Origin of the sequence: Streptomyces desertarenae (assembly GCF_042681365.1) — a bacterium.
Taxonomy (GTDB): domain Bacteria; phylum Actinomycetota; class Actinomycetes; order Streptomycetales; family Streptomycetaceae; genus Streptomyces; species Streptomyces desertarenae.
Genome location: NZ_JBHUFU010000011.1, coordinates 124,201 through 151,138, shown reverse-complemented (window position 1 = coordinate 151,138; position 26,938 = coordinate 124,201). Strand labels below are relative to the sequence as shown.

Here is a 26,938-nt window from a genome sequence, read left to right as displayed (position 1 = left end):
GGCGGCGGTGTGCCGGGAGGATCAGCGGAGGCGGGCGCCCGCACCGCCCGAGAAGGCGCCGTCCACGAGCGGCGGGGGCGCGGGGACGCCGGCGGCCCCCGCCTCGTACAGCACGTGCGCCGCGCGCAGCACCAGCGCGTCGGCGTGCCGGGCGCCGACCAGCTGGACCCCCACCGGCAGCCCGCGGCCGTCCGTCCCGCAGGGCACCGACGCGGCGGGCTGCTGGGTCATGTCGAAGGGATGGGTGAACGGCGTCCACCCCGTCCAGCGCCCGTGCGGCGAGCCCGGCGGCACCTCGGCGCCCAGCGCGAAGGCGGTGATCGGCAGCGTCGGGGTGACCAGCAGGTCGTAGCGGGTGTGGAAGGCGCCCGCGATCCGGCCCATCGCCATCCGCACGTCCACCGCCGCCGCGGCCTCGGCGTCGACCGCCGCCCGGCCGCCGAGGTCGGGGGAGTAGGCCACCCGCAGCCCCGCGACCCCGCCGTCCAGTCCGTCGCGGAAGCTGCCCGGCACCGGGCCGAGCTGCGACCAGTCGCGGGCGCCGGGGCCGGTGACCACGTCCGTCAGCAGCGCCGCGTCCCGCGCGTCGCGCGTCATCGGGCCGACGTGCGCGAGCGTCCCGTAGGCGCCGGCCGGGTAGAGCGGCACCCGCCCGTACGTCGGCTTCAGTGCGAAGATCCCGCAGAAGGAGGCGGGGATGCGCACCGAGCCGCCGCCGTCGGTGCCCAGGCTCAGCGGCCCGGCCCCCAGGGTCACCGCCGCCGCGCTGCCGCCGCTGGAGCCGCCGGCGGTGAGCGAGGGGTCGTACGGGTTGCCCGTCGCGCCGTGCCGCGGGCTGTCGGTGACGCCCTTCCAGCCGAACTCCGGGGTGGTGGTCCTGCCGGTGAACACCGCGCCGTGCTCGCGCAGCCGCGCCACCGCCGGGGCGTCCTCGTCCCAGGGGCCGTCCGCGGGAACGGTGAGGGAACCGCGCAGTGTCGGGCCGCCGCGCAGCAGCAGGATGTCCTTCACCGACACCGGCACCCCGTCCAGCAGGCCGGCCGGCTCCCCCCGCCGCCACCGCCCGGCCGACTCGGCGGCCTGCCGCAGCGCCTCCTCGGCGTCGATCCGCACGAAGGCGTTCACCCGCGGCCGGATCTCCTCGGTCCGCTCCAGTACGGCGCGGACCGCCTCCACGGGGCTGAACTCCCCCGGGCGTACCCCTCGACGAGCCGGGCCGCGGTCGCGGTGGTGAGGTCGGTCATGGCGTACTTCTGTCCGAGACGTAACCGAGCCGTTTGTCGACGACGTTGAGGAGCGGCTCACCGGCCGCCCAGCGGTCGAAGTTGTCGCAGAACTGCCGGGCGAGGTCGGCGCGCCAGCCGGTGGTGTCGCCGCTCATGTGCGGGGAGACCAGCAGCCCGGGGACGTCCCACAGCGGGCTGTCGGCGGGCAGCGGCTCGTCGGCGAAGACGTCCAGCGCCGCGCCCCCCAGGTGCCGGGAGAGCAGGGCGCGCACCAGGTCCTCCTGCACCACGTGCGCACCGCGGCCGACGTTGACGAAGCGGGCACCGGGCCGCATCCGGGAGAACGCCCGGGCGTCGAACATCCCCGTGGTCTGCGGGGTGAGGGGCGCGGCGCACACCACCCAGTCGGCACCGGGCAGCAGGCCGTGGAGCGAGTCCGCGGCGTGCACCGTCCCGAATTCCGGGTCGCCGGTGCGTTCCCGGCGGCCCACGAGTTCGACTCCGACACCCAGTGCCAGAAGAGTTCTGCCGATTGCCCGGCCGATGGGTCCCGAACCCACGACGATCGCACGGGATCCGGACACGCGCATTGTCTCCCGGTGCCGCCAGCGGTGTTGGCGCTGCAATTCCCAACTGCCGTGAAAGTCCTTGGCCAAAGCCAGTACGAGACCGGCCGTGTATTCGGCGATGGGCTGGTCGAAGATCCCCCGCGCATTGGTGACCACGGTGTCCGAGGCGGCGATTTCCGGACAGGACAGCAGCCGGTCCACCCCGGCGCTGGCGGTGTGCACCCAGCCCGGCCGACGCCCCGGCCCGGACCAGGCCCGGGCCGGGGCGTCGGAGGTGAAGTTCCAGACCAGCAGGGCGTCCGCGGCCGGCAGCAGCCCGGCCAGCGACGTCTCGTCGGCGTACCGGACGAGGGCGCGCCCGGCGATCCGGCGCAGGTCCGGCGCGGGGACGTCCCCGGGGCCGTCCGGATCGCCGCCGAGGACGAGGAGGAGCGGCGGATCGGTCTTTTCCGGCATGGGCGGGAAACCGTTTCGTAATGAGGGGTCAACGAGGGCACGGGAAAGTGGAGTCGAGTGCGCGAAGAGCGCCGGGATACCGTTCGCAGGTACGGACCGGCGAAAGGATTGACCACGGTAGGACCGGTAACCACCTTCGTCAACGAAGGCATCTGCCCCGGCGTCCCGGCGCCTTCCGCCGGTTTTCCCCGTCACCGGCCCCGGCCGCCCCTACCCTCTTCCAGGGGTGCTCATGGATGTCTCGTTCCTCGGCGGGCCGCACCCGCAGCGCGGTGTCGGCGTCGTCGCCCCCTTCGACTTCGCACTCGACCGCGAGTTGTGGCGGTGGGTGCCCGACGACGTCTCCCTCCACCTGACGCGGACGCCGTTCGTCCCCGTCGAGGTGAGCCTGGACCCGGCCCGGCTGATCGGCGAGCACCAGACCGGCCTGCACCACCGCCAGCTTCGTCTTCGGCTGGGAGGGGGCGCACGAGCAGGTACGCGCGCTCTCGTCGGCGGCGGGGCTCCCCGCCTCCAGCACCTCCTTCGCCTTCGCCCGCGCGGTGCGGGCCCTGGGCGCCGGCCGGGCGGCCGTCGCGGCCACCTACCCCGAGGACGTGGCCGAGCACTTCAGGGCCTTCCTCAAGGGGGCCGGCGGCCGGCGCCGAGGTCGTCCCGGTGCGCGGCGCCGGGATCGTCACCGCCGCGGAGGTCGGCACCGGGGGCGGCAGGAGGTGCTCGCCCTGGCCCGGGCCGGCGACCACCCCGCCGCCGACGCCGTCCTGCTGCCCGACACCGCCCTGCACACCGCGGCCTGGATCCCCGACCTGGAGGAGGCGCTGGGCAAACCGGTCCTCACCGCCAACCAGGTCACCGCCTGGGAGGGGCTGCGGCTGCTGGACCGCACCGCCGTCTGCCCCGCCCCGGGCCGGCTCCTCCGCGGCGGCTGACGGGCAGCGCCCGCCGCGGGCCGCTCCCGCTCCGGTGACACCGGTCACCGGAGCGGGAGCGGCGGGAATAACGGGCCGGCCCGCACGGCTGTCCTCTTCCGTCCCCTGCCGCAGGGCCGTGCGCGATCCACACGGCCGGCGGCGGCGCGGGACGACGCAGAAGCACCACGAGGAGGCGGCCCGCGATGGACCAGGTGAACGACCCCGGCACGGCGAACGGCACGGACCCGGTACGGGGCACGGCCCGGGGCAGGGCCCCCGTCCCGCTGTCCGTGCTCGACCTGGTCACCGTCGGAGCGGGCCGCACCGCCTCCGACGCCCTGCGCACCTCCGTGGAGATCGCGCGGCTGGCCGAGAGCCGCGGCTACCACCGGCTGTGGGTGGCCGAGCACCACTCCATGCCCGGCGTGGCCAGCTCCTCGCCCGCCGTCATCCTGGCCCACCTGGCCGCCCACACCTCCGCCATCCGCCTCGGCTCGGGCGGGGTGATGCTGCCCAACCACGCGCCCCTGGTGATCGCCGAGCAGTTCGGCACCCTGGAGGCCCTCGCCCCCGGGCGCGTCGACCTGGGCCTGGGACGCGCCCCGGGCACCGACGGGGCGACGGCGGCCGCGCTGCGGCGCACCGACCGCCCCCACGAGGCCGCCGACGAGTTCCCCCGGCAGCTCGCCGAGCTGATCCGCTTCCTCGACGACGACTTCCCCGACGGCCACCCCTACGCCCGCATCCACGCCGTCCCCGGCCCCGTCCAGGGCAGCGTGCCCGGCGGGGTGCAGTCGGCGAACCGCCCCCCGGTGTGGCTGCTGGGCTCCTCCGGCTTCAGCGCCCGGCTCGCCGGGAGCCTGGGGCTGCCCTTCGCCTTCGCCCACCACTTCTCGGCGGCCAACACCCTGCCCGCCCTGGAGCTGTACCGCTCCTCGTTCCGCCCCTCGGCCGTCCTGGCGGAGCCGTACGCCCTGATCGGCGTCTCGGCGCTGGCGGCGGAGGACGAGGGGGAGGCGCGCCGCCAGGTGATGACCGGCGCCCTGTCCATGCTGCGGCTGCGCACCGGACGCCCCGGCCTGGTACCCACGCCCGAGGAGGCCGAGGAGTACGAGCGCGGCATGGGCGAGCTCGAACGCGACTTCGTGCGCGACTGGCTCTCCAACGTCGTGTACGGCACGCCGGGGCAGGTCCGCGACGGCCTGGACGCGCTGGCGAAGCGCACCGGCGCCGACGAGCTGATGATCACCTCGCAGTCGCACGGCGGCGAGGCGCGGCTGCGCAGCTACGGGCTGATCGCCGACGCCTACGGCCTGCCCTCCGACACCAGCAGCCGGCTGATGCGGTCCGGTGACACCGGTTTGGAGTAGTGCCAGCCCTGTCCGGTGTCGCAGCCGATCCGCCGCAGCCGGTCGGCCTGCGCGGGGCCCTCGACGCACTCGGCGGTGACCGTCAGGCCCAGGTCGTGGGCGAGGCGGACCAGGGAGGTGACGATCGTCTCGTCCGCCGGGTTGAGGGGGCGGGCGGTGCGGAACCCGCGCACGAAGGTCCCGTCCAGCTTCAGCCCGCGCACCGGGAGCCTGCTGAGGTAGGCGAGGTTGGAGTAGCCGGTGCCGAAGTCGTCGATGGCGATGCGCACCCCCATCCCGGAGAGGTCCCGGAGCGCCTCCAGCGGCCGCCCGGCCGAGCCCATCACCGCCGACTCGGTCAGCTCCAGCTGGAGCAGGCCCGGCGGGAGCCCCGTCTCCTTCAGGATCGAGGCGACGTCGGCCACCAGGTCGGAGTCCCACACCTGGCGCACGGCCACGTTGACGCTGACGTACAGCGGCGTGCCGGGACGCTCCCGCTGCCAGCGGCGCGCCTGCCGGCACGATTCGGCGAGGATCCAGCGCCCCAGCGGGACGATGGCCCCGTTCTCCTCGGCCAGGCCGACGAACTGGTTGGGGCCGAGCGTGCCGAGCTCCGGGTGCCGCCAGCGCACCAGCGCCTCCACGCCGGCGAGCGTGTCGTCGTGGAGGGAGACGATCGGCTGGTACTCCAGCTCGAACTCGCCTCGCTCCAGGGCCGGCCGCATGGTGCTCGACAGCGCCTGGCGGGTCATGCGGTGGGCGTTGCGCTCGGGGTCGAAGAGGGTCCAGCGGGCCCTGCCGTCGGCCTTGGCCCAGTAGAGGGTGGTGTCCGCGGCCTGCATCAGCTCGGTGGCGGTCGTCCCGGCGGCGGGCCGCTCCACCACCCCGATGCTCGCGGAGACCGCCAGCCGGTGCCCGGACAGGTCGAAGGGCTGCTGGAGCGCGGCCAGCACCTCCTGGGCCAGCTCGGTCAGCGGCCGGGTGCCGGTGGACGCCTCGGCCAGCAGGGCGAACTCGTCGCCGCCCAGCCGCGCCACCAGGTGCCCGCCCGGCTCGGCGCACCGGCGGAGCCGGGTGGCGACCGCGTCCAGGAGCTGGTCGCCCACGCGGTGCCCGAGGGTGTCGTTGACGGCCTTGAAGCCGTCCAGGTCCAGGTAGCACAGCCCGATCCGGCCGGTGGTGGACTCGGCCAGCGCCGCGGACAGCCGCTCGAAGAACAGGGCCCGGTTGGGCAGCCGGGTGACCGGGTCGTGCATCTGCAGGTGGCGCAGCCGCTCCTGGAGGTCGCGCCGCTCGCTGTCGTCGGCGACGGACAGCAGGGCGGCGCCGGGCCGGCCTCCGGCACGCCGGCCCGGGGACTCCGGCTCCCCGGGCCGCGCGCCGTCCGGGGAGCCGGTGGGCACCACGGTGACCCGGGCCCACACCGAGCGCCCGTCCCCCTGCTTGAGGCGGCGCGTGCAGCTCATCCGGTCGCTGCGTCCCTCCAGGACGGCCTGGCAGGCGTCCCGGGCGGAGTCGTCGAGGCCCAGTCCGGCCAGGGCGGTGACGGGCGTCCCGGCGAGCTCCGCGGCGGAGGAGCCCAGCAGCCGTCCCAGCGCGGGGTTGGCGGCCAGGACGCGGCCCTCCGCGTCGATCACCGCCATCGCCAGCTGGGCGGCCTCGAAGGCGGCGCGGAAGGCCGCCGGGTCGGGGAGGGAACCGGAAGGCGACGGTCCGGGGGAGGTGCCGGGCGGTGCCCCCGTCGGGAGGGCGGGCCGGGCACCCGCAGGGCGGCTACCGTCCGTGACGGACGGGGGTGTCGCGCCCGGGCCGCCGCCCGGCTCCCTGCCCGGTCCGTCGAGGGTTCCATTCACCGATCGCTCCCGCGGGGGACTCGTCTCACGTAGCTGGTTCGGGCGGCGGGCCGGGGGCCGCTGAGGGGGTGTCCGCCCTGGAAATGTGCCGATCATAGAGGCTTATCTGGCGACCGAGCCAGTGCCGCGCGAGGTGTTCGGATTCCGTGTGACGGACTCTGCGGACGTGCTTTCGAGAGGATGACCGTTCCTGCGCGGCAACTTCTCGACGGCGACCGATGATGACCGCTTGTTACACAGGGTGATTCTGTGGGGGCTCACTCGTACGGTCTAGCGGAACGGGGCACGCGGGGGGCGGAGGGCACACAGTGGGTGCCGTGCCCGCACCCACCGGGCGCCGTGCCCCGACACCACAGCGGGAGGACGATGTGCGGCGTATGAGCAGGGCCCGACGGACCGGCGGGGGACAGCACGCGACCGTCCCCGGTCCGGCCGGCCACTGGCTGGGTCCCCGGGCCCGCCGGAACGGCGCGGTGCTCACCGCCCTCTCCGCCCTGGTCGGCACCAGCCTGGTCGCGGGGCCGGCCGCGGTGGCGGCCACCGCCGACTCCTGCGCCCTGGAGCGGACCGCCATCCACCACTCCGAGGGCCTGGACACCTGGAACCCGGACTACCCCCGGCCCCGGGGCGAGCTCGACGCCCTGATGATCTTCCTCTCCTTCCCCGAGAGCCGGCCCTCCCTCACTCCCGGACGGTTGTCGGCCGACTACTTCCCGGAGACCTCGCAGTTCTTCGAGCGGGCCTCCTACGGAGCCTTCACGCTGCGCCCCCACGCGGTGCCCCGCTGGTTCGAGATGGCGGCCGACTCGCGGGCGTACGGGATACAGCGCGACTGGTCGCCCGACCTGCGGGGCGCCTACCTCGACGACGCCGTCACCGCCGCGGACCCGCACGTGGACTTCGGCGAGTACGACGCCGTCTACCTCGTCGCCGACCCCGACGCGCCCGGAGTGAACTCCGACGCCACCAAGGTCGTCAACCTCGAGGAGCCGATATCCGTGGACGGCACCGAACTGCACCGCGTGGTGACCGTCTTCGAGAAGCACCCGCCGGACCGCAACGTCCTCGCCCACGAGACCCTGCACCTGTTCGACCTGCCCGACCTCTACCACCAGCCGGAGGGGGACGACGGCGACTGGGACACCCACGTGGGCGACTGGGACCTCATGGGCAGCCAGTTCGGACTGGCGCCCGAGCCCTTCGGCTGGCACAAGTGGAAGCTGGGCTGGCTGGACGCCGGCGGCGTCGACTGCCGCGTCGAGGCGGGCACCACCCGGCACGTCCTGCGGGCGGTCGCGGCGCCCTCCCGCGACGGCCTGCTGCCGGGGGCGCGCGACACCCGGCTGGCCGTGGTCCGCACCGGCCGCAGCGAGGTGCTGGCGGTCGAGGCCCGGGAGCCCGTCGGCAACGACGTCACCTCCTGCACCAGCGGCGTGCTGGTCTACCGGGTGCGCGGCGACGTCGCCTCGGCGCAGGGGCCGGTGAAGGTGGTGGACGGCCACCCCGGCAGCGGGGCGTGCGGCCGGATCTCGGTCTACCCGGAGCTGGCCGACGCCCCGCTGGGCCCCGGCGAGAGCCTGGAGGTGGACGCGGGCACCGGCACGGTGCGGGTGACGGTGGGGGAGCGGACCGCGGCGGGGTGGACGGTGGAGATCGCCGTGCGGGGGACGCCCGGCTCCCTGCCGGACGCGGGCCCGGGAGCGGGGCAGGCGGCGCCGGAGGCCGGGGCGACGTGAGCACCGGACGGCCGGAGCGGAAAAGCGCAAGGCCCCCGCTGCCGCGGGGGCCTTCGCCGTCGGTACGCCGCCAGGGACTCGAACCCCGGACCCGCTGATTAAGAGTCAGCTGCTCTAACCAACTGAGCTAGCGGCGCCTGGTGACGCGGTAAACCTTAGCACCCTGCTCGGAAGGACCGGAAATCGATGGTCCGGAGCCGGTCGCCCCGGACGGCCCGCCCCCGCCCCGCCCCGCCCGGACGGCCCGCACGCAGGCCCACAGCAGCGTCTCCGTGTCCGGCAGCCAGGGGCGCCGGACGTCCGGGGCGACCAGCCAGCGGGTGGTGGGCGGGCAGTTGCCGCCGGGCACCGGCGGAGGGACGGTCACGGCGTCCCCGAGGCCGTAGCAGAGCAGCGGAGGGATCGTTTCCGCACTCCGGTCGCGGGCCGCGTCCCCGCGGTTCCCGCCGCCCTGCCACTCGTGCCAGCGCAGCAGGGCGGGCAGCCGCTGGGCGGTGCCGGGTTCGGCGAACAGCAGCATCCGGCCGCCGTGCAGGGCCACCGGGCCCGTTCCCGGCCCGGCCGTCCACAGCCGGTCCAGCATCCTGCGGCCGAACAGCGGGCCGGCGCTGACCACGTCGAAGGCCGTGCCGCAGGGCAGGGTGCTGGGCGCGCCCGGGCGCACCGCCCACAGGGCGTGGACGCTGCGCGGGAAGGCGCTGGAGGAGGCGAGCCAGTCGGCTCCGGCGGGGGTCACGTAGGCGGCGGGATCACTCATGTTCCCTACATCTACCGACAGCCTGTGTACCGCCCCTGGAAAATCACGAAACTCGCACACGACCTGGCGGGATCGGGTATCGTCCGCCCGCGCATATGCCTCCGGTTCTGGCCCGGGACACTACTCGGCAGTACGGTCGGACAGCAGCTCGCGGCCGAACTCGATCATCTTCCGCGCGTAGTCGGCCGTCCACTCCGCCCGCTCGGCGATCGCCTCGTCCGAGAGCCGGTCGAAGCGCCCGGGATCGGCCAGCTGCGCCGCCGCGACGGCCTGGAACTCCGTCGCCCGGTCCGCCGCGGCCCGGAAGGCCAGGGCCAGCTCGGTCGCGCGGCCCAGCAGCTCGCGCGGATCCTCGATGGACTCCAGGTCGAAGAAGTGCTCGGCGTCCCCGGCGGCCTCCCGCGGTTCGAAGAGCAGGGGCGCGGGGCGCCGGTGGCGCGGTCCGCCGCGCGGGTCCGGAGCCGGCTGCGGCTCGGGCATGGAGATACCTCCGTCGGTTCGGTGGGCAGCGTTCCATTGTTCCCCCCTTCCCCCTGTGCCCGCAGGGCGCCCGGCGTCCCGGACGGTTCACAGGCGGACGGTGTGCTCCGCCAGGTGCGCCAGGACCGCGTGGTTGGCCTCCCAGCCGTCCGGGAACTTCACCTCCGCGCCCAGCCGGACGGGCTCGACGGACGGGTGCTCGTCCAGCAGCTCGGCCACGCCCGCGCGGCAGACCACCACGCAGGCGTGCCGGTGGCGCGAGGCCAGCACGCACAGCCGTCCCGTCTCCAGGTGGAAGGCCGTGGCGTCCGGGCGGCCCGACAGCGGGTGGAGCACCACCGTCACGTCGAACTCCCGGCCCTGGAGCCGGTTGGCGGTGTCCACCGCGACGCCGCAGACCCCCGCGGCGGCCAGGGCCGCGCGCACCGCCGCGGCCTGGTCCCGGTGGGCGGTGCCCACCGCGATCCGGTCGGCGGTCACCGGGGCGGGCGCCGCCGAGCGCTCCCCGTGGGCCAGCCCGCCGCGCTCCAGCATCCGCCGCACCACGGCCGCCACGGCCGCCACGGCCTCCGGGTCGGTGCGCGGGGTGCGGCGGGCCGGCAGCTCCAGCAGCCCCCACCCGCAGGAGGCCGCCTCGTCCAGGACCCGGTCCACCGGCGACCCGTCCGGGGGCGCGCAGAACTCCAGCCGCCGGTCGTCCGGCCCGGTGCCGCTGCGGAACGGGGTGTACGGGTAGAACGCCCGCGACACCAGCGGCGCGGCCGAGGCCGGCAGCCGCCAGGAGACCGGCAGCCGGTGCACGGGCAGGCCCGGGTTGTGCGCCAGCAGCGTGGTGACCGCGCTGGCCGACGGGTCGTACGACAGCCCCGCCCACTGCTCGGCGCCGACCTGGCTGAACGGGTCGAGCTGGCCGGGGTCCCCGACGAACAGCGCCCGCTCGAAGAGCCCGGCGACGGCCAGCAGCGCGTCGGACCGCATCTGGTACGCCTCGTCCACGATGGCCTGCTCCCACGGCCCCGCGCCGGCCGCGTGCGCCCACTTCGCGGCGGTGGAGACCACCACGTCCAGCCCGGCCAGGTCCGCGGCCTTCGAGGACTTCACCACCGAGTCGTGCCGGTCCAGCACGGGGTCGTAGGGCTGGGCCTCGCTGCTGTGCAGGCGCCCGACGGGCAGCTCGGGATCCGCCGTGGCCAGCCGGTCCACCAGATCGTCCACCTGGGCGTTGGTCTGGGCGACGATCATCAGCGGCCGTCCCGTCGCGGCCAGCTCCCGCGCCGCCCGCACCACCAGCGTGGTCTTGCCGGCACCCGGCGGCGAGTCCACCACCACGCCCCGGTGGGCCCCCGAGAGGGTGTCGCGCAGGATCGCGTCGGTCGCCGCGGCGGCGGCCGCGCCGGGGTCGGGGGCGGCCGCACCGGCCGCCGGGGGGTCGGCCACGGTCTCGGTCACAGCAGGTCCTCCGCCGTCACGGGGTCGGGTGCGTCGAGGGCGTCGGGATCGGGCGGACCGCCGTGCGTCCACGGTGTCCGCTCCGGATCCGGCAGGTCGGGCCCGCCGCGCGGCGCGTGCTCGAACAGCGTCCAGCACACCGTCTCGCCCTCCTCAGGCACCGATCCGGCCTCGGGCGTCCTCGCGCGCCCCATGCCGCCGGTCAGCCGGACGGTCAGCAGGCCGGGCCCGGGGGAGCCGGTGAACTCGCCCGGCTGGGTGCGCCCGTCGTCCAGGGCCCGGTACACCCGGACGCCCTCCTCCAGGTGCGGCAGGTCCTCGGTGCGGACGGTGACCAGCGGACGCGGCATCGGCCGCTTCCCCGCCGAGTACGCCATCTCCACCGCGGTGACCTCGCCGGCGAACGCCTGGCCGGCCAGCCGCCGCTCGGCCATCGCCAGGGGGTCGTCCAGCGCCTCCTGCGCGGCCAGTTCCGCCAGCGCCGTCTCCCGCGCGGCGAGCTTGCGGGCCGCCGTCACCGCGTCGTCCCGCCTCGGCTGCGGGGGCTCGCCGGCGCGCAGCCGGTCGCGGTGGGCGGTGTAGGACCAGCGGTCGCGCTTCCAGCGGTCGGCGACCCGGGCGCCCGGCGGCAGCTCGCGCAGCAGGTCCAGCGCCCGCCACACCGCGTCCCAGGTGGGCCGCAGCTGGGTGGCGACCAGGGCGCGGACCTCCTCCTCGGCGCCGGGCAGCCCCGCGTCGTAGCGGGCGACGGCCGGCGCGAGCCTGCGGTTGTCGAAGGCCGGGTCGGTGGCGGGGCCGGCGGGCGGGGTGAGCAGCAGCCCGTCCTCGCCGCGCGCCAGCTCCGCGCGGTGGGCCGCCTCGGCGCCCGATGTGCCCTCCGGGGCGGTGATCCAGGCCAGCAGCGCGCCCAGGTGCTGGTCCTCCAGCCGGCTCTGCCCCGTCGCCCAGTGGCGGGCCAGCAGCTCCGTGGCGGCCACCAGCAGCGAGGAGCCGGGCACCCGGGCCCGCTCCCCGTAGTGCGTCAGCCACCGGCCCAGCAGCGGCAGCCGGGGCGGGGCGGGGTGCGGGTTGTCCGGCTCCTCCTCCGCGGTGCGGCGGAAGCGCATGGAGCGGCCCAGCAGCCGCACGTAGGCGACGCCCGCGGTGTTCGGCACGACCAACTGCGGAGCGTCGGCGCACAGTTCGGCCTCGACCTTGACCCGCCGGCCCGTCCCGGGGTCCTTCTCGGTGCGCTCCTGGAGCTCGACCTCGTCCTGCGCGGACTCCAGGTGGGGCAGGACGGCCTCGGCCAGTTCGGCGAGGAAGGCGGACCGCAGCGTGCGGTCGCGCGGCTGCGGCACGACCAGCAGGCGCGGCGCGTCCCGGTCGGTGCCCACCATCGCGCCCAGCGGTGCGCCCACCTCGCCGGCGGTGGTCAGCGGCACCAGGACCATGGGGCGTTCGGCCAGGTGCCGGTGGCGGACCGTCGCCAGGGGCCGGGCCCGCCCGGTGGCGGCGGCCTCGACGCGGGCCAGGGTGGAGATCAGGGACACCGGGGCCTCCCCGGGGCGGGGACCGCCGCGCCGCCGCCCGCGGCGGACCCCGCGGCCGACAGGGCCTCGGCCCGCAGCCGGGCCGCGTGGCGCAGCGCGGCCGCGGCCGGGTCGTCCGGCCCGCAGCCCCCGTCGCCGCCGTCGCCGGAGCGGGCCGCCGCCAGGACGGCCTCCAGCGTCGCCAGCCCGCCCAGCTCCCCGCGGACCTCGCGGCCCAGGGCCTCCACGGCGCCCGCCGCGCGGGCCCGCTCGCGGCAGTGGAAGGCCAGCTCGCAGGTGGACAGGCACTGCGGCGCGTACGCCGCCGGGACCGCCCGCACGGCGTCGGCCAGCTCCCGGGGCGGCCGGGCGGGATCGAAGGTGACGCCCTCCGGCAGCGCGGCGGCGATCTCCGCCAGCCTGGTCAGCCGGGCGAGCTGGCGCCGGGTGGCGGCCAGCTGCCTGCGCAGGTCGACGGCCTCGGCGGCGGGCAGGTTGGAGAAGTCCTTCGGGCAGACCAGCAGGGCCCGCTCGTCCACCCGGCCGCCGAGCGCCTCCAGGGCCAGGGCGTAGACCGCGGCCTGCCGGGCGGCGGCGCCCACCTTGGCCGGATCGGCCGAACCGTCCAGGATCGGGAAGGACTTGATCTCCACCACCGTGCGTCGCCCGTCGGGGTGGACCGCCACCGCGTCGGGCTCCAGGTAGGTGGCGGCGCCGGCCACCTCCAGCTCCAGCATCGGGTGGTCCAGCAGCGTCCAGCCGCCGTCGGCCGCGGCCCGCTCCAGGGCGAGCCTGGTCCGCTCGGCCCGCCCGGCCGGACCGGCCGCCGTCAGGTCGGGGACGGCGATCCCGCCGGGCTCGGGGGCCGGGGTGCCCGGGGCGCCGGTGCGCGCGTGGACCAGCCGCATCAGCTCGGCGCCGCCGTCCCCCTTCACCCGGGCCTCGAAGGCGTGGCCGCGGGAGAACGCGAACTGGGACCGGCCGAAGGGGGCGGGCGCGCCCAGCGCCTCGGCCAGCGCGCCCTTGTCCACCCCGGCGCCGTCCAGCAGCGCGCGGCGGCGGCAGCCGGGATTGGCGGCCAGCGCGGCGAGCGCCCGCGCGTCGAGCGGCCGCGGCGCGACGTCCGGGCCGCGCAGCTCGGCGAGCCGCCGGCGCAGGGCTGTCGTCGGTTGGCTGTCGGGGATGTGGCTCACCCGCGGAAGTGTGGCATCCGGCTGTGACACCGGGGGAGTTGAGGTCCCTTCCGGGTGCGCCGGACCCGTCCGCCCGCCGGTCGGCGCAAGGACACGGCGGGGGCTGCCCGACGGCCGGGCAACCGGGCACGTGATGATGTCCGGGCGGCGGACCGCGGGTGCGCGGGCCGCCGCGGGAGAGGTCGAACGGCGAAAGGTCCCGACAGATGACAGCGCGCGTCCTGCTGGTCCGGCACGGACAGACCGAATGGTCCCGGTCCGGTCAGCACACCGGCCGTACCGACGTCCCCCTGCTGGAGGAGGGGCGCCGGGCGGCGAGAGCACTGGGCGAGCGGCTGGCCCGCGCTCCCTGGAACGGGCTGCCGGGCGCCGAGGTGCGCACCAGCCCCCTCTCCAGGGCCCGGGAGACTTGCGACCTGGCGGGCCTGGGCGACCGGGCCGCGGACTGGGACGCCCTGATGGAGTGGGACTACGGCGCCTACGAGGGGCTGAGCGCCCCGGCCATCCGGGAGCGGGCCGGCGAGGAGTGGCTGATCTGGCGGGACGGCGTGGTGGGCGGCGAGCGGCTGGAGGAGGTCGCCGCCCGCGCCGACGAGGTGGTCGCCTGGGCGCGCTCGGCGGACCGGGACACGGTCGTCTTCGCCCACGGCCACGTGCTCAGGGTGCTGGGCGCGCGCTGGCTGGGGCTGGACCCGTCCTTCGCCGCCCGCCTGCGGCTGGACCCGGGATCGCTGTCGGTGCTGGGCTGGGCGTACGGGGAGCCCGCGATCGAGAGCTGGAACGACCGGGGCCACCTGGAGTGAGCGCCGCCGGCCCGGCGGCGCCCTCGGCCCGGGGCGCCGTCAGGCCGGCCGGGCGTGGCCCGGCGGTTCGGCGTGGCGGTCCAGGAAGTCCGCGACGGCCGGGACGCCGCGGTGGTGGCGCAGCCGCCGGGCGGTGCCGTCCAGCATGGAGCGGATGCGCGAGGAGCGCACCTGGTCGAGCAGGTCCAGCACCCGGCACCCGGCCCCGGCGGCCTCCTCCACGTCCCCCTGCCCGGCCAGGTCGCCCGCCAGTTCGGCCGTGAACAGCGCGGTGTTGCGCACGAAGTGCGGGTCCTGGAGGGCCACCGCGCGGCGTGCGCGCCGGGCCGCGCGCCCCCAATCGCCCAGGGCCGCCCAGCACTGCGCCTCCAACCCGTCCAGCTCGGCCTCGCCGTAGAAGGACATCCACTCCGGGTCGGCGTCCGTGGGGCCGCGCTCGAACAGGGTGCGCGCGCGGCCGAGGGCCTCCTCGCAGGCGGCGCGGTCCGCCAGCCCCGCCCAGCCGCCCGCCTCGCGCACCGCCAGCAGGGACAGCAGCCGGTGCGAGCCCAGCTGTCCGGCCACGTGCTGCCCGGCCTGCGCGGCCCGCACCGCCTCCCGGGGGCGGCCGGCGTCGCGGGCCAGGAACGAGGTGTTGCAGAAGGCGTGCGCCTCCAGCGCCGGGTCGCCGGCGACGCGGGCGGTGGCCAGGGCCTCGGCGTAGTGCGGGCGGGCCTCGGCCCAGCGGCCGCAGTCGTGGGCCAGCCAGCCCACCGAGATGGCCAGCTCCCCGGCGCCGGCGTGCAGCCGGTCGGTGACCGCCTGGCTGCGCGCGCCGGCGTCCAGCAGGCCGTAGGCGGTGCGCAGCGCCTCGCCCGCCTGCCGGTAGATGTCGTCGGCGCCGTGCCGGTCGTCCAGCAGCCGGATGTGGCGCACGGTCTCCTCGACGGCCGCCGCCTCGGTCTCGCCCGGGCGGCCGGCGGGAACGGGCCGGGGGGCCGGGGCGTCCGGGGCGCCGGCGGCCGCGGCCCGCGCCGGGAACAGGGTGGGGCCCAGGGAGGCCGCCGCCACGGCGGCCGGGCCCCCGGTCATGAACGCGCGACGCAGCACGTCGCTCTCCTCGTCGTTCGGTCCGGGGCTTCCGGAGAGGTGCTCGGGGCGGGAGGATCCGGGGCGCACTCGTGCTCCTCGGGGAGCGTCTGCGTGGCCGTACGCCCCGCGTCCGCGCGCGGTGCGCCCACGGACCGCCTGGCGGGGCTCGAAGCCCAGGTCGGTCAGCGAGTACCCCGGGAACATGTGCAGGAACACCCGCTCGTAGGCGTAGTTGGGGCACCGGATCTCACCGGCCTCCACCCGGCCCACGTACCGGGCGTCGCAGGAGACGCTCTCGCCTATCTCCCTGGCCGCCCGGCGGACGGCCGCGGCGAACTCGCCGGGCGAGAGCCGCCCGCGCAACCGCCGGAAGGCCAGGTTCGGCTGGCGGTCCGGCCCCGCCTGCGCTGAAGGTGACGGTGACGACGCCATGGCCCGGACCGTACCGGCCGCTGCCGCACGATATCGGCGCGTTATGCCGAAAAAAGGGATATCCGACACGTGATCTGCCATGAACTGCCATCCTTTGCGGGGGGATTGCCCCGTAGCGCTTGACACCCCGGTTCGTTGCATCCTGTGCAGAGACCGCGGAGGAGGGGTCCCCTTGCTGGACACCGGCTACGAAACCGTCGGCCGCCCACCGGCCGGTGAGCGGCCCGCCCCGGACGGCGCGGAGGGCGCCGGACCGGTGCACACGCCCTGCGACCTGGTGACCGTGCCCGCGCGCCAGGGGCTGGAGGCCGTCGACATCCTGCGCCTGCGCGAGGGCGTCGGCCCGGTGCTGCACGACGGCACGGGCGACGTCCTGGGCTTCCTGGTGCCGCCGGGCACCGCGGACGGCTGGGACCTGCCCGGCAGCTCCTGCGCCCGCGCCCACCGCCCCGGCGGCCCGCCCGGCGCCCCGCCCGTCGTGGGCGCGGGCTGGCTGGTGCCGCCGGAGAGCGCGCACTGCGGGCTCACCGAGCCGGCGCGGCTGCGCGCCGCGCTGGGCGAGGCGGCCCGGACGATCGCCGCCGCCGACGGCCGCGACCGCCCCCGCGGGCGGGGCCGCTCCCACGGCCTCGCCTGAGGCGGGCGGGCCGCACGGGCGATACTGGCCGGGTGGCGAGGAACGGACGGCGGCGCGAGGGCGGCAGGCGGAACCGGGAGCCGGTGAGCGAGCGGGTCGGCGGCGGGCTGGCCGAGCTGCTGCCCGATCCGGACCGGCCGCGCGCCTGGACGCTGGCGCTCGACGGTGCCCCCCAGTCCCACGTGGACCTCGACGATCCGGCGCACCTGGACTTCGGGTACCAGCGCCGGATCGGCCACCTGATCGACCTGGCCGCCCCGCCCGGGCGGCCGCTGCGGGTGCTCCACCTGGGCGGCGGGGCGCTCACCCTGGCCCGCTACACCGCCGCCACCCGCCCCCGCTCCACCCAGCAGGTGGTCGAGCTGGACACCGCCCTGACCGCCCTGGTCCGCCGCGAACTGCCGCTGGAGGGCTCCTGGCGGATACGGGTGCGCGGCGGCGACGCCCGCGCCGCGCTCCCCAGGATCCCCGAGGACTGGGCCGAGGTGGTCGTCGCCGACGTCTTCGGCGGCGCCCGCACCCCCGCGCACCTGACCAGCACCGAGTTCCTGGCCGAGGTCCGCCGGGTGCTGTGCCCCGGCGGGATCTACGCCGCCAACCTCGCCGACGGCCCGCCGCTGTCCCACCTGCGCGGGCAGATCGCCACCGCCGCCGCCGTCTTCCCCGAGCTGTGCCTGACCGCCGATCCGGCCGTGCTGCGGGGGCGGCGCTTCGGCAACGCCGTCCTGGCCGCCTCCGACCGGGCGCTGCCCGTCGCCGAGCTGACCCGGCGGGCGGCCGGCGACCCGCACCCCGGCCGGGTCGAGCACGGGCGGGCGCTCGCCGACTTCACCGGCGGCGCCGCCCCCGTCACGGACGCCACCGCCGTCCCCTCGCCGCGGCCGCCCGACTCCGTCTTCCGGAGCTGACCCCCGCCCGCGCCGGGCGCGCACCGCCCCCGGCCGCCGGCCCCGGTCAGCCGCCGTGCTCGTCGATCACCACCCGGGGCGGGGAGCCGTTCCACGCGCAGTGGGCGGACGAGGCCTCGCCGCCGCGGGTGAAGGTCACCCGTATCCAGTGGCTCTCCTGCCAGACCCGCATCTCCCAGCCCCCGTTGGGCGAGGCGGAGACCAGCGTCGCGGAGTCGGGCCCCAGGTCGAAGACGACCCGGCCGCCGCGCAGGTCGTGGCTCTCCACCGTGCCGGACGCCTCGCGCGGACGCTGCCCGCCGGAGGCGTCCGGACCGTGGCCGCCGTCCCCGCGGCCGGCCCGGTCCGCGGTGCGGGAGGCGCCCGGCGGCCCCGCGGTGCGGAGGGCGCCCGTCGGTCCGGCCGGGGAGGAGGAGCGCGGGGCCCCGGCGGCGTCCGTGCCCGGGGGCGGCAGGGGACGCCGGGTGGAGTCCGTCCGCGGCTCACCGCCCGCGCTCGCCGGCGGGGCCGGCGGCCGCCCGGTGAGCGGCAGGGCGGCCGGTCCCTCGTACGCGGTGTCCGGGACCACGACGCGCACGCCGAACCAGGAGAGCGTCACCGCCGCCCCGCTGGCGAGCAGCCACGCCCCCGCGTGGACCAGTCCTCGTCGCATCCCGCGCACCCTAACCGCTTCCGCCCGCCCGTTCGAGGCCCGCCGCCCCCCGCCGACGCCTCCTTGGCATGTCCGCGCATGCCGTAACGTGCCGCCCATGGCACGTGTACTCGTCGTCGAGGACGACCAGTTCGTCCGCTCCGCGCTGATACGCCACCTGTCGGAGGCCTCCCACACCGTCCGCAGCGTCGGGACCGCCCTGGAGGCGCTGCGGGAGGTCGCGCACGTCGGCTTCGACGTGGTGATCCTCGACCTCGGCCTCCCCGACCTGGACGGCTCCGAGGCGCTGAAGATGCTGCGCGGCGTCACCCAGGTCCCCGTCATCGTCGCCACGGCGCGGGACGACGAGGCGGAGATCGTCCGGCTGCTCAACGACGGCGCCGACGACTACCTGGTGAAACCGTTCTCCGTCGAGCACCTGTCGGCCCGCATGGCCGCCGTGCTGCGCCGGGCGCGTGGCGCGGCCGCCGGACCGGGCGCGCCGGGCGGGGAGGACCGGGTGATCCGGGTCGGCGGGCTGGCCGTCGACCCGCTGCGCCGGCAGGCCGAACTGGACGGCCGGCGGCTGGACCTGACGCGCCGCGAGTTCGACCTGCTGGCCTTCCTGGCCGGACGCCCCGGCGTCGTCGTGCCGCGCAGGGAGCTGCTGGCCGAGGTCTGGCAGCAGAGCTACGGCGACGACCAGACCATCGACGTCCACCTCTCCTGGCTGCGCCGGAAGCTCGGGGAGACGGCCGCCAGTCCCCGCTACCTCCACACGCTGCGCGGCGTGGGGGTCAAGCTGGAGCCCCCGCAGGAGACCGCGCGGCCATGAGGCGGACGGGGGGAGCGGACGGCGCCGGCGGCGCGGGGGAGGACCGCGGCGCATGAGGTGGGCCCTGGTCAAGGTGTGCATCGCGGTCACCGCGATGGTCGTGGTGGCCTTCGCCGTCCCCCTGGCGCTGGTGGTCAGGGAGATGGCCCGCGACCGGGCGTTCGCGGGCGCCGAGCGGGTGGCCTCCTCCGTGACCCCCGTGCTCGTGGTCACCGGCGACCGGGAGGAGCTCCGGCGCGCCCTGGCCAGCCTGCCCCGCGGGCTGGACGAGCGGGTCGCGGTGTACGCGCCCCCCGGCCGGGACGACGGGGCCGCGCAGCTCGGCACCCGGCGGGTGTCCGAGGAGGACCTCAGGGCCGAGGCGCCCCTGCAGGGGGCCGCCGTCGTGCCGGTGGAGGGCGGCTTCGCGCTGCTCCAGCCGGTCGTCACCACCACCGGCACCTCGGTGGTGGAGGTGTTCGTGCCCGAGGAGGAGGTGACCGGCGGCGTCACCACCGCCTGGCTCGTCCTGGCCGGGACCGGACTCGCGCTCGTCGCCGCCTCCGTCGTCATCGCCGACCGGCTCGGCACCCGGATGGTGGGCGCCGCCGAGGGGCTGGCCCGGGCGGCGAAGGAGCTGGGGGCCGGGCGGCTGGCGGTGCGGGTCCCGGTGGAGGGGCCGGCCGAACTGCGCTGGGCGGCGGCCGCGTTCAACTCCATGGCCGACCAGGTCGCGCAGCTGCTGGCCAACGAGCGCGAGCTGGCCGCCGACCTCTCCCACCGGCTGCGCACCCCGCTGACCGTGCTGCGCCTGAACACCGCCTCGCTGGGCGACGGGGACGCGGCCGAGCAGACCCGCGCGGCCGTCGCCCAGCTGGAGCGCGAGGTGGACCACATCATCCGCACCGCACGCGAGCAGCGCACCCAGCCGCCCGGCGCCCCCGGCGCCGCCGTCTGCGACGCCTCGGAGGTGATCCGGGACCGGATGGCGTTCTGGTCCGCCCTCGCCGAGGACGAGGGCCGCGAGGTGCGGCTGGCCGGCGTGGAGGGGCCCGTGCGCGTCCCCGTGGCCCGCTCCGACCTGGCCGCCGCCCTCGACGCGCTGCTGGGCAACGTCTTCCGGCACACCCCCGAGGGCACCGCGTTCGCCGTGGACGTGCACCGGGGCGCGTCCGGTGACTCGGTGATCGTGCTGGTCTCCGACGCCGGACCGGGCATCGGCGACCCCGACGCGGCGCTGCGCCGCGGCCACGGCGACGGCGGGCCGGGCTCGACGGGGCTCGGCCTGGACATCGTGCGGCGGGTGGCGGAGTCCACCGGCGGCGACGTGCGGATCGGCCGCTCGGTGCTCGGGGGAGCGGAGATACGGGTCCTGCTCTTCCTGCGCGGCACGCCCGCGGACGCGGAGCCCGGCCGGCTCAGCCGGCGCGGACACGGTGTGCGACGGCGCGTGCGCCGGTAGTGGCGGTACCTGAGCGGTTCCGTAGGCCCGCCTTAAGGGAGCCATAAGTTCCCGGGAAGCGGTCCGCAACGGGTGGTTGCCCCGCACCGGGGTCGCTAGCGTGCTCCTCGTCCACGTTCCCCCGACGAACCGAGGCAGGAGCGGAAGAGATGAGCATCGCCGTGCAGCGGCGCCGCCCGGGCGGGCGGCGGCAGCCGATCGCCGACGCGGCCGTGGCGGCGGTCCTCGCGGTCGGCGGCCTGGTCCTGGCCGGCGCCGCGACGGCGGATCCGGCCCCCGGGGTCGGCCCGGTCTCGTCCGGCCCGCTTCCGTCCGGCCCGCAGGAGGCGGCGGGCGATCCGGACGGGCACGCCGCCCGGACCGCCCCGTAGCACCACTCCCACGGGGGCCCCGTCCCCACAGGGCCCCCGCCCCAGCCGGCCGCCCCCCACGGCAGGCGGGGCGCAGCGGTCTCCACCCCCCACGCCCGCTGCGCCCCGCCCGGGTTCCCGGAACGGGCCGCGGCCGGCCGGCGGTCAGTCGGCCACCGGCTCCTCCAGGGCGGCCTCCGGAGCCCGGAGCACACCGGTCCGGGCGACCTGGGCGTACCACAGGGCGCTGGACTTGGGGATGCGGGCCAGGGTCTCGAAGTCCACGTACACCGCGCCGAAGCGCTTGCTGTAGCCGTAGGCCCACTCGAAGTTGTCCAGCAGGGACCACAGGAAGTAGCCGCGCACGTCGGCGCCGTCGGCGATCGCCCGCTGCACGGTGCCCAGGTGGCTGTGGAGGTAGGCGATGCGCTCGGGGTCGTGGACGGAGCCGTCGGGGGACGGCTTGTCGTCGCGGGCCATGCCGTTCTCGGTGATGTACAGCGGCAGGCCGCCGGTCTCGCGGTGGTAGTGCATGAGCAGGTCGTGCAGCCCGGTCGGGTCGATCGTCCAGCCCATGTCGGTGGTCTCGCCCGGGGTCTGGTGGAAGGCGATGTCCTCCGAGGCCGGCCAGGGCGACTGCGTGCCGCCGCCGTGGCCGTCCCGGCGGGGCAGCTTCCGGTCGGCGGCGGCGGACACCAGGGTGGGCGTGTAGTAGTTGATGCCCAGCGCGTCCAGCGGCTGGTGGATGTTCTCCAGGTCGCCGTCCCGGACGAAGCTCCAGTCGGTCAGGCGGGAGGTGTCCTGGATCAGGTCGTCGTCGTACACGCCGCGGAGCATCGGGCCGTCGAAGATCCGGTTGGCCAGGGCGTCGATGCGCCGCCTGGCGTCCAGGTCCTCGGGCTCGTCGGTCAGCGCCCGCACCGCGGCCGGGTTGATGCTGATGCCGATCTGGGCGCGGCCGGGGAGGGCGGCGCGCAGCGCCTGGACGCCCAGGCCGTGGGCGAGGTTGAGGTGGTGGGCGGCCTGGAGCACGGCGGTGTGGTCGGTGCGGCCGGGGGCGTGGACGCCGGAGCCGTAGCCGAGGTAGGCCGAGCACCACGGCTCGTTGAGGGTGGTCCACCGCTCCACGCGGTCGCCGAGCGCGCCGGCCACCAGCGAGGCGTATTCCGCGAACCGCTCGGCGGTGGCGCGCTCGGGCCAGCCGCCGGCGTCCTCCAGCTCCTGGGGGAGGTCCCAGTGGTACAGGGTGATCCAGGGGGTGATGCCCTTCTCCAGCAGCCCGTCGACGAGCGAGCGGTAGAAGTCCAGGCCCCGCTGGACGGCCGGGCCGCGGCCGGTGGGCTGGACCCGGGACCAGGAGATGGAGAAGCGGTAGGCGTTGAGGTTGAGGTCCGCCATCAGCTGGACGTCGTCGCGCCAGCGGTGGTAGTGGTCCACGGCGACGTCGCCGGTGTCGCCCCCGAGCACCTTGCCGGGGGTGCGGCAGAAGGTGTCCCAGATCGACGGGGTCCGGCCGTCCTCGTCGGCTGCGCCCTCGACCTGGTAGGCGGAGGTGGCCGAGCCGAACAGGAAGTTCGCGGGGAAGGAGGATTGGCTCATATGGGAGCGCTCCCATCAACGGTCGTACGGAAGGGTTGGTCTGTGGGGGTCGGGTTGCGGCCGGGGCGGGGACCCGGATGGGTCAGCCCTTGACCGCCCCCTGCATGATGCCGCCGACGATCTGTTTGCCGAAGACGGCCAGGATCAGCAGCAGGGGAAGGGTGCCCAGCAGCGCACCGGCCATGATCACCGACTGGTCGGGGATGTAGCCGCGTCCCAGGCCGGTCAGGGCCACCTGGACGGTGGGGTTCTGCTGGGTCAGCGCGATGATCGGCCAGAAGAAGTCGTTCCAGGCCATCACGAAGGTCAGCATCCCCAGCACGGCCATCGCGGGCCGGGCGGCGGGGAAGACCACGTGCCACAGGATGCGCAGGCTGCTCGCGCCGTCCACCCGGGCTGCCTCGATCAGCTCCGTCGGCAGGGCCTCCAGCAGGTACTGCCGCATGAAGAACACGCCGAAGGCGCTGACGAAGGTGGGCAGGATGACGGACTGGAGCTGGTTGGTCCACTCCAGTTCGGCGATGGCCATGAACAGCGGCACCACGCTGAGCTGCGGCGGGACCATCATGGTGCCGATGGTCAGCAGCAGCAGCAGGTTCCGGAAGCGGAACCGCAGCTTGGCGAAGGCGAAGCCGGCGATCGTCCCGAACAGCACGGTCCCGGCCGCGACCGAGCCGGCGACGATCGTGGTGTTGAGCAGCGCCAGGCCCATGTTGGCGTCGGTCCAGGCGATCTCGAGGTTCTTGAACAGGTTGCCGCCGAACCAGAACGGCGGCGGCGTCTCCGCCAGCCGGGTGTTGTTCCGGGAGGCGGCCACGGCCGTCCAGAACAGCGGGAACAGCGCGATCACGGTGACCACGGCCAGTACCGCGTACGTGATCCTGCCGGCGTGCAGCTGGCCGCCGGCGGTGGCGGCCCGCCCCCGGCCCCGCCGGCGGCCGGCGCGGTGCTCGGGCCGCGGCCGGCCGGCCGCCGTCCGCGGGGACGGCGCGCTGTCGGTCTTCAACGCGCTCATGAGCGCCTCCTCGCGGTCTTGCGGCCCGTCTCGCCCCTCCGCATCCACCGGCTGACCAGCCAGTTGACCAGCCCGATCAGGACCAGCAGGAGGAACATCATCCAGGCGATGGCCGAGGCACGGCCCAGGTGCAGGTTCACCCAGCCCTGCTCGTAGAGGTACAGGCCGAGGGTCTGGAACTGGTGGTCCGAGCCGCCGTTCGCGCCGCCGGCGGGGTTGAACAGCAGGGGCTCACCGAAGAGCTGCGTCGCGCCGATGGTGGAGACGACGACCGTGAACAGGATCGTCGGCCGCAGCGAGGGGATGGTGACGTGGAGGAACTGCTGCCAGCGCGACGCGCCGTCCAGCGAGGCCGACTCGTACAGGTCCTTGGGCACCGCCTGCATGGCGGCGAGGTAGATGAGGGTGTTGTAGCCGGTCCAGCGCCAGATCACGATGGCGGAGATCGCCAGGTGGGAGTTGAGGGCGTCGTTGTGCCAGTCGATCGGGTCGATCCCGACGGCCCCCAGCGCCCAGTTGATCATGCCGTAGTCGTAGCCGAAGAGCATGACGAAGACGAGGGTCGCCGCCGCCACCGAGGTGGCGTAGGGGGCCAGCATCGCCACGCGGAAGAACGTCGCGCCGCGCAGCCTGTAGTTGAGCAGGTGGGCCAGTCCGATGGCGATCAGCAGCTGGGGGACGGTGGAGATGATCCCGATGCTGAAGGTGTTGCGCAGGGCGTTCCAGAAGAAGTCGTCCTCGAACAGCCGGGAGAAGTTGTGCAGGCCGGCCCACTCCATCTCGGTGGGGGCCGTCAGGGAGACCTTGTGCAGCGACGCCCAGCCCGTGTAGAGCAGCGGGAAGAGGCTGAAGGCCCCGAAGAAGAGGAAGAACGGGGTGACGAACGCGTACGGGCTCCACTTCACGTCCCGCTGGTACCAGCGGCTGCGGCGCTCCCGCCGCTTCTGCTCGCGGGAGGAGGGAGCCGTGCTGTGGCGCGGGGCCGCGCCCCCCTGCTCGGCGGGGGGCGCGGTCACCGGCGAACCGGTAGTGGTCACTTGTCGATCACTCGTCCAGTGCGTTGTCGACTGTCTTGGTGGCCGACTCCCACGCCTTGTCCGGGGAGACGCCCTTCTGGTCGATCTGGAGCAGGCCGCTGTTGACGATGTTCTCCTGGATGACCTGGTCCTTCGGGCCGATCACCTGGGTGGGGACGCCTTCGGCGGCGGCGGAGAAGATCTGGCCGATCGGGGCGTTGGAGAAGAACTCGTGCTTGGCCTCGGCGACCTCGGGGGTCTTGTACGAACCCGGCGTGCTCGGGAAGCTGCCGCGCTCGGCGAAGAGCTTGGCCTGCTGGGTCGGGGCGGTCAGCCAGGCGGCGAGCTTGATCGCCTCCTCCTTGTGCCTGCTGGTCTCCGGGACGCCGAGGAAGGCGCCGCCCCAGTTGCCGGGCTTGGGGGCCTGGGCGACGTCCCACTTGTCCTTCGCCTTGTCGCCGCCCTTGTCCTGGATGTAGCCGAGCATCCACGGCGGGCAGGAGATGGTGGCGAAGGTGCCGTTGTTCATGGACTTGTCCCACGGCGGCGTGAACTGCTGCTCCTTGTCCGTCAGCCCCGCGGTGGCGGCCTCGGCGGCCAGGTCCCAGGCCTCCTTGACGGCCGGGTTGTCCTTGTAGATCAGCTTGCCCTGCTCGCTGTAGTACCGCTTGGCGCTGGAGGAGATCACCGCGTTGTACACGCCGCCGGCCGAGTCGACCCAGGCCACGCCCTCGGGGGCGTTCTGCTGGAACCGCTTGCCCACCTCGATGTACTTGCCCCAGTCGCCCGCCCACAGCTTGCCGACCTCTTCGCGGTCGGTGGGCAGGCCGGCGGCCTCGAAGTGGTCCTTGCGGTAGCACAGGGCCATCGGGCCGACGTCGGTGCCCAGACCGATGGTCTTGCCCTCGGGGTTGGTGGCCTGCTCCCACTTCCAGGGGAAGTAGTCGTCCTTGCTGACGCCGTCCGCCTTGCCCAGGTCCACGAACTTGTCGGACTGGGTCTGGACCACCTCGGCGATGTTGGCCACCTCGATGGCCTGGATGTCGGCGAGACCGCTGTTGCTGCCCAGGCGCGTGAGGAGCTGCGGGTAGTAGTTCTCGTTCCGCTCGATGACGGTCTGCTCGATCTTGACCTTCGGGTTGAGCTTCTCGTACTCCTCGTAGAGCCCGGCCTCCTGGAAGCCGAAGGTGCCGAAGAGGCCGACGGTGATGACCGTCTTGCCCTTGCTGTCGCTCCCGCCGGCGTCGGTGCCCGAGTCCTCGTCGCTCGCGCACCCGGCGAGCAGGCTGGTGCCGATCGCCGCGGCGGCCATGAGGGCAACGCCTCGGCGGGTGGTGCGGGTACTGCGCACTGCGTCCTCCTAGCGCCCTGACGTTTCACTCCCGGCCGTGGAAGGGTGTGGGGGACCGCGGTGTGGTTTCGAGTGCCGCGGCTCGGGTGGGAACGTACGGGTTCTGTATGGGTCCGGTCCTTTGGGAGCGCTCCCAGACGTGATGGGTTGAAGGGTCTCGGGTCCCTGGCGCGGGTGTCAAGGGAATGGACAGACTGACCGGGCGCAGTTATGCGGCTGTTAGCTTCTGTGGCTGATCAATACTGGAGCACGGGGCCGACCCGGTCCTGTGCGGGCGAGTCCTTACGACCCGGGGAGGCGGTCATGACAGTGAGCGGAAGGCGGGGGCGCAGGCCCACTCTGGAGCAGGTCGCCGCCTACGCGGGGGTGGGCCGCGGCACCGTCTCCCGCGTGATCAACGGCGCGGCCAACGTCAGCGACCAGACCCGCAACGCCGTCCAGCAGGCGATCGCCGAGCTGGGCTACGTGCCCAACCGGGCGGCCCGTGCGCTGGCGGCGGGCAGCACCGACGCGATCGCACTGGTCATCCCCGAGGCCGAGACCAGACTCTTCGCCGAACCGTACTTCTCCGGGATCATCCGCGGCGTCAGCGCCGAACTCGCCGACACCGACATGCAGCTGCTGCTCACCTTGATCCGCACCCCCAAGGAGCGCGAGCGCTTCGCCCAGTACGTCACCGCCCACCGGGTGGACGGGGTCCTGCTGGTCTCGGTCCACGCCGACGACTCCCTCCCCGACCTGCTGCAGAGCATCGAGATGCCCGCCGTCCTCAGCGGCCGCCGCAGCGGCGACGAGCCGGTGCCCTACGTCGACTGCGACAACACCGCCGGCGCGCAGGCCGCCGTCGAGCACCTGATCGGCCGCGGCCGCCGCACGGTGGCCACCGTCACCGGGCCGCTGGACATGTACGTCGCCCAGTGCCGCCTCGACGGGTACCGCGACGCGGTGCGCGCCGCCGGGCTGGAGCAGGACGAGCGCCTGGTGGCGGAGGGCGACTTCACCGAGGAGGGCGGCCGCCGCGCCGTGTGGGAGCTGCTGGAGCGGCGGCCCGACCTGGACGCCGTCTTCTGCGCCTCGGACGTCATGGCCGCCGGGGCCCGGGCCGTGCTGCGCGAGAGCGGCCGCCGGGTGCCGGAGGACGTGGCGCTGGTCGGCTTCGACGACTCGGTCGTCGCCCGGCACATGGATCCGCCGCTGACCAGCGTCCGGCAGCCGATCGAGGAGATGGGACGGTCGATGGCCAGGGCTTTGCTGGAGCAGATCGAGGGCCGCAAGGCGGGCCGGGACGAGTACGCCGGCCTGGTGCTGCCCACCGAGCTGGTCCGCCGCGCCTCCTCCTGACCGGGCACCGCGTCCGCC

General features: G+C 75.5%; 22 protein-coding genes, 1 tRNA gene and 2 pseudogenes. 10 read left to right on the top strand and 15 right to left on the bottom strand.

Going from position 1 to position 26,938, the window contains the following annotated elements:
• Nucleotides 1-21: 21 nt before the first annotated feature.
• Together ACFSJS_RS19295 and ACFSJS_RS19290 are read right to left on the bottom strand one after the other, a co-directional pair.
• Nucleotides 22-1,244, bottom strand: a pseudogene (locus ACFSJS_RS19295) (amidase family protein).
• Nucleotides 1,241-2,251: a D-2-hydroxyacid dehydrogenase gene (locus tag ACFSJS_RS19290; protein WP_380902037.1), complete on the bottom strand. Its 1,011-nt coding sequence runs from the start codon at nt 2,249-2,251 to the stop codon at nt 1,241-1,243. The pseudogene ACFSJS_RS19295 and the gene ACFSJS_RS19290 overlap by 4 nt, the downstream one beginning before the upstream one ends.
• A 232-nt stretch (nt 2,252-2,483) precedes the next feature.
• On the opposite strand from ACFSJS_RS19290, the pseudogene ACFSJS_RS28055 reads away from it, so the two are divergent.
• Nucleotides 2,484-3,180, top strand: a pseudogene (locus ACFSJS_RS28055) (maleate cis-trans isomerase family protein).
• A 185-nt stretch (nt 3,181-3,365) separates the two neighbouring features.
• The gene (locus ACFSJS_RS19275; RefSeq protein WP_380902033.1) at nt 3,366-4,532 is read left to right on the top strand and encodes an LLM class flavin-dependent oxidoreductase; all 1,167 of its coding nucleotides are present in this window, start codon (nt 3,366-3,368) and stop codon (nt 4,530-4,532) included.
• On the opposite strand, the gene ACFSJS_RS19270 is transcribed toward ACFSJS_RS19275, so the two are convergent.
• Nucleotides 4,469-6,364, bottom strand: coding sequence for a putative bifunctional diguanylate cyclase/phosphodiesterase (locus ACFSJS_RS19270; protein WP_380902031.1), 1,896 nt, complete (start codon nt 6,362-6,364; stop codon nt 4,469-4,471). The two genes, ACFSJS_RS19275 and ACFSJS_RS19270, sit on opposite strands and share 64 nt — an antisense overlap.
• Nucleotides 6,365-6,741: 377 nt before the next feature.
• On the opposite strand from ACFSJS_RS19270, the gene ACFSJS_RS19265 reads away from it, so the two are divergent.
• The gene (locus ACFSJS_RS19265; RefSeq protein ID WP_380902029.1) at nt 6,742-8,100 is read left to right on the top strand and encodes a M6 family metalloprotease domain-containing protein; all 1,359 of its coding nucleotides are present in this window, start codon (nt 6,742-6,744) and stop codon (nt 8,098-8,100) included.
• 63 nt (nt 8,101-8,163) lie between these two features.
• On the opposite strand, the gene ACFSJS_RS19260 is transcribed toward ACFSJS_RS19265, so the two are convergent.
• The 6 genes from ACFSJS_RS19260 to ACFSJS_RS19235 all read right to left on the bottom strand — a co-directional run bounded on the left by ACFSJS_RS19260 (nt 8,164) and on the right by ACFSJS_RS19235 (nt 13,520).
• Nucleotides 8,164-8,237: transfer RNA gene (locus ACFSJS_RS19260), tRNA-Lys, on the bottom strand.
• On the bottom strand, nt 8,228-8,857 hold the full coding sequence (locus ACFSJS_RS19255) for a hypothetical protein (RefSeq protein WP_380902027.1): 630 nt from the start codon (nt 8,855-8,857) through the stop codon (nt 8,228-8,230). Before ACFSJS_RS19255 ends, ACFSJS_RS19260 begins: the two co-directional genes overlap by 10 nt.
• Nucleotides 8,858-8,977: 120 nt before the next feature.
• Entirely contained in the window at nt 8,978-9,337 is a 360-nt protein-coding gene (locus tag ACFSJS_RS19250; RefSeq protein WP_380902025.1) for a hypothetical protein, read from the bottom strand.
• Between the two features lie 87 nt (nt 9,338-9,424).
• Complete coding sequence (locus ACFSJS_RS19245) at nt 9,425-10,786, bottom strand: AAA domain-containing protein (RefSeq protein ID WP_380902023.1); 1,362 nt, start codon at nt 10,784-10,786, stop codon at nt 9,425-9,427.
• Nucleotides 10,783-12,318, bottom strand: a complete 1,536-nt coding sequence (locus ACFSJS_RS19240) for a hypothetical protein (RefSeq protein ID WP_380902021.1) — start codon at nt 12,316-12,318, stop codon at nt 10,783-10,785. The genes ACFSJS_RS19245 and ACFSJS_RS19240 overlap by 4 nt, the downstream gene beginning before the upstream one ends.
• The gene (locus tag ACFSJS_RS19235; RefSeq protein WP_380902019.1) at nt 12,309-13,520 is read right to left on the bottom strand and encodes a hypothetical protein; all 1,212 of its coding nucleotides are present in this window, start codon (nt 13,518-13,520) and stop codon (nt 12,309-12,311) included. Before ACFSJS_RS19235 ends, ACFSJS_RS19240 begins: the two co-directional genes overlap by 10 nt.
• Before the next feature lie 176 nt (nt 13,521-13,696).
• On the opposite strand from ACFSJS_RS19235, the gene ACFSJS_RS19230 reads away from it, so the two are divergent.
• Nucleotides 13,697-14,293: a histidine phosphatase family protein gene (locus tag ACFSJS_RS19230; protein ID WP_380902017.1), complete on the top strand. Its 597-nt coding sequence runs from the start codon at nt 13,697-13,699 to the stop codon at nt 14,291-14,293.
• A 39-nt stretch (nt 14,294-14,332) separates the two neighbouring features.
• Here the strand turns inward: ACFSJS_RS19230 and ACFSJS_RS19225 are convergent, their stop codons facing one another.
• Nucleotides 14,333-15,796 carry a hypothetical protein gene (locus tag ACFSJS_RS19225; protein ID WP_380902015.1) on the bottom strand — a complete coding sequence of 488 codons (1,464 nt, stop codon included), beginning with the start codon at nt 15,794-15,796 and terminating at the stop codon, nt 14,333-14,335.
• Nucleotides 15,797-15,968: 172 nt separating this feature from the next.
• Between ACFSJS_RS19225 and ACFSJS_RS19220 the strand changes: the two genes are divergently transcribed.
• The gene (locus ACFSJS_RS19220) at nt 15,969-16,433 is read left to right on the top strand and encodes a hypothetical protein (protein WP_380902013.1); all 465 of its coding nucleotides are present in this window, start codon (nt 15,969-15,971) and stop codon (nt 16,431-16,433) included.
• A 32-nt stretch (nt 16,434-16,465) separates the two neighbouring features.
• Nucleotides 16,466-17,341: a spermidine synthase gene (locus ACFSJS_RS19215; RefSeq protein ID WP_380902011.1), complete on the top strand. Its 876-nt coding sequence runs from the start codon at nt 16,466-16,468 to the stop codon at nt 17,339-17,341.
• Nucleotides 17,342-17,387: 46 nt separating this feature from the next.
• On the opposite strand, the gene ACFSJS_RS19210 is transcribed toward ACFSJS_RS19215, so the two are convergent.
• Nucleotides 17,388-17,993 (bottom strand): hypothetical protein, encoded by a 606-nt coding sequence (locus tag ACFSJS_RS19210; protein ID WP_380902009.1) that lies wholly within the window; start codon nt 17,991-17,993, stop codon nt 17,388-17,390.
• Nucleotides 17,994-18,090: 97 nt separating this feature from the next.
• Between ACFSJS_RS19210 and ACFSJS_RS19205 the strand changes: the two genes are divergently transcribed.
• From ACFSJS_RS19205 to ACFSJS_RS19195, 3 genes are all read left to right on the top strand, one after another.
• Nucleotides 18,091-18,807 carry a response regulator transcription factor gene (locus tag ACFSJS_RS19205; protein WP_380902007.1) on the top strand — a complete coding sequence of 239 codons (717 nt, stop codon included), beginning with the start codon at nt 18,091-18,093 and terminating at the stop codon, nt 18,805-18,807.
• 52 nt (nt 18,808-18,859) lie between these two features.
• The gene (locus tag ACFSJS_RS19200; protein WP_380902005.1) at nt 18,860-20,248 is read left to right on the top strand and encodes an ATP-binding protein; all 1,389 of its coding nucleotides are present in this window, start codon (nt 18,860-18,862) and stop codon (nt 20,246-20,248) included.
• A 149-nt stretch (nt 20,249-20,397) separates the two neighbouring features.
• The gene (locus ACFSJS_RS19195; protein WP_380902003.1) at nt 20,398-20,619 is read left to right on the top strand and encodes a hypothetical protein; all 222 of its coding nucleotides are present in this window, start codon (nt 20,398-20,400) and stop codon (nt 20,617-20,619) included.
• 144 nt (nt 20,620-20,763) lie between these two features.
• Here the strand turns inward: ACFSJS_RS19195 and ACFSJS_RS19190 are convergent, their stop codons facing one another.
• The 4 genes from ACFSJS_RS19190 to ACFSJS_RS19175 all read right to left on the bottom strand — a co-directional run bounded on the left by ACFSJS_RS19190 (nt 20,764) and on the right by ACFSJS_RS19175 (nt 25,540).
• Entirely contained in the window at nt 20,764-22,197 is a 1,434-nt protein-coding gene (locus ACFSJS_RS19190; RefSeq protein ID WP_380902001.1) for a GH1 family beta-glucosidase, read from the bottom strand.
• Nucleotides 22,198-22,279: 82 nt separating this feature from the next.
• Nucleotides 22,280-23,212, bottom strand: a complete 933-nt coding sequence (locus ACFSJS_RS19185) for a carbohydrate ABC transporter permease (RefSeq protein ID WP_380901999.1) — start codon at nt 23,210-23,212, stop codon at nt 22,280-22,282.
• Nucleotides 23,209-24,228 (bottom strand): carbohydrate ABC transporter permease, encoded by a 1,020-nt coding sequence (locus ACFSJS_RS19180; protein WP_380901997.1) that lies wholly within the window; start codon nt 24,226-24,228, stop codon nt 23,209-23,211. The genes ACFSJS_RS19185 and ACFSJS_RS19180 overlap by 4 nt, the downstream gene beginning before the upstream one ends.
• A 28-nt stretch (nt 24,229-24,256) precedes the next feature.
• Entirely contained in the window at nt 24,257-25,540 is a 1,284-nt protein-coding gene (locus ACFSJS_RS19175) for an ABC transporter substrate-binding protein (protein ID WP_380902227.1), read from the bottom strand.
• Between the two features lie 342 nt (nt 25,541-25,882).
• Between ACFSJS_RS19175 and ACFSJS_RS19170 the strand changes: the two genes are divergently transcribed.
• Nucleotides 25,883-26,920 (top strand): LacI family DNA-binding transcriptional regulator, encoded by a 1,038-nt coding sequence (locus tag ACFSJS_RS19170; protein ID WP_380901995.1) that lies wholly within the window; start codon nt 25,883-25,885, stop codon nt 26,918-26,920.
• Nucleotides 26,921-26,938: the final 18 nt, after the last annotated feature.

Bases quoted from the DNA above. Each gene is read 5' to 3' on its own strand.
- ACFSJS_RS19290 (WP_380902037.1), bottom strand. From the start codon at position 2,251: ATGCCGGAAAAGACCGATCCGCCGCTCCTCCTCGTCCTCGGCGGCGAT.
- ACFSJS_RS19275 (WP_380902033.1), top strand. From the start codon at position 3,366: ATGGACCAGGTGAACGACCCCGGCACGGCGAACGGCACGGACCCGGTA.
- ACFSJS_RS19265 (WP_380902029.1), top strand. From the start codon at position 6,742: ATGAGCAGGGCCCGACGGACCGGCGGGGGACAGCACGCGACCGTCCCC.
- ACFSJS_RS19255 (WP_380902027.1), bottom strand. From the start codon at position 8,857: ATGAGTGATCCCGCCGCCTACGTGACCCCCGCCGGAGCCGACTGGCTC.
- ACFSJS_RS19250 (WP_380902025.1), bottom strand. From the start codon at position 9,337: ATGCCCGAGCCGCAGCCGGCTCCGGACCCGCGCGGCGGACCGCGCCAC.
- ACFSJS_RS19230 (WP_380902017.1), top strand. From the start codon at position 13,697: ATGACAGCGCGCGTCCTGCTGGTCCGGCACGGACAGACCGAATGGTCC.
- ACFSJS_RS19225 (WP_380902015.1), bottom strand. From the start codon at position 15,796: ATGGCGTCGTCACCGTCACCTTCAGCGCAGGCGGGGCCGGACCGCCAG.
- ACFSJS_RS19210 (WP_380902009.1), bottom strand. From the start codon at position 17,993: ATGCGACGAGGACTGGTCCACGCGGGGGCGTGGCTGCTCGCCAGCGGG.
- ACFSJS_RS19205 (WP_380902007.1), top strand. From the start codon at position 18,091: ATGGCACGTGTACTCGTCGTCGAGGACGACCAGTTCGTCCGCTCCGCG.
- ACFSJS_RS19200 (WP_380902005.1), top strand. From the start codon at position 18,860: ATGAGGTGGGCCCTGGTCAAGGTGTGCATCGCGGTCACCGCGATGGTC.
- ACFSJS_RS19195 (WP_380902003.1), top strand. From the start codon at position 20,398: ATGAGCATCGCCGTGCAGCGGCGCCGCCCGGGCGGGCGGCGGCAGCCG.
- ACFSJS_RS19190 (WP_380902001.1), bottom strand. From the start codon at position 22,197: ATGAGCCAATCCTCCTTCCCCGCGAACTTCCTGTTCGGCTCGGCCACC.
- ACFSJS_RS19185 (WP_380901999.1), bottom strand. From the start codon at position 23,212: ATGAGCGCGTTGAAGACCGACAGCGCGCCGTCCCCGCGGACGGCGGCC.
- ACFSJS_RS19175 (WP_380902227.1), bottom strand. From the start codon at position 25,540: ATGGCCGCCGCGGCGATCGGCACCAGCCTGCTCGCCGGGTGCGCGAGC.
- ACFSJS_RS19170 (WP_380901995.1), top strand. From the start codon at position 25,883: ATGACAGTGAGCGGAAGGCGGGGGCGCAGGCCCACTCTGGAGCAGGTC.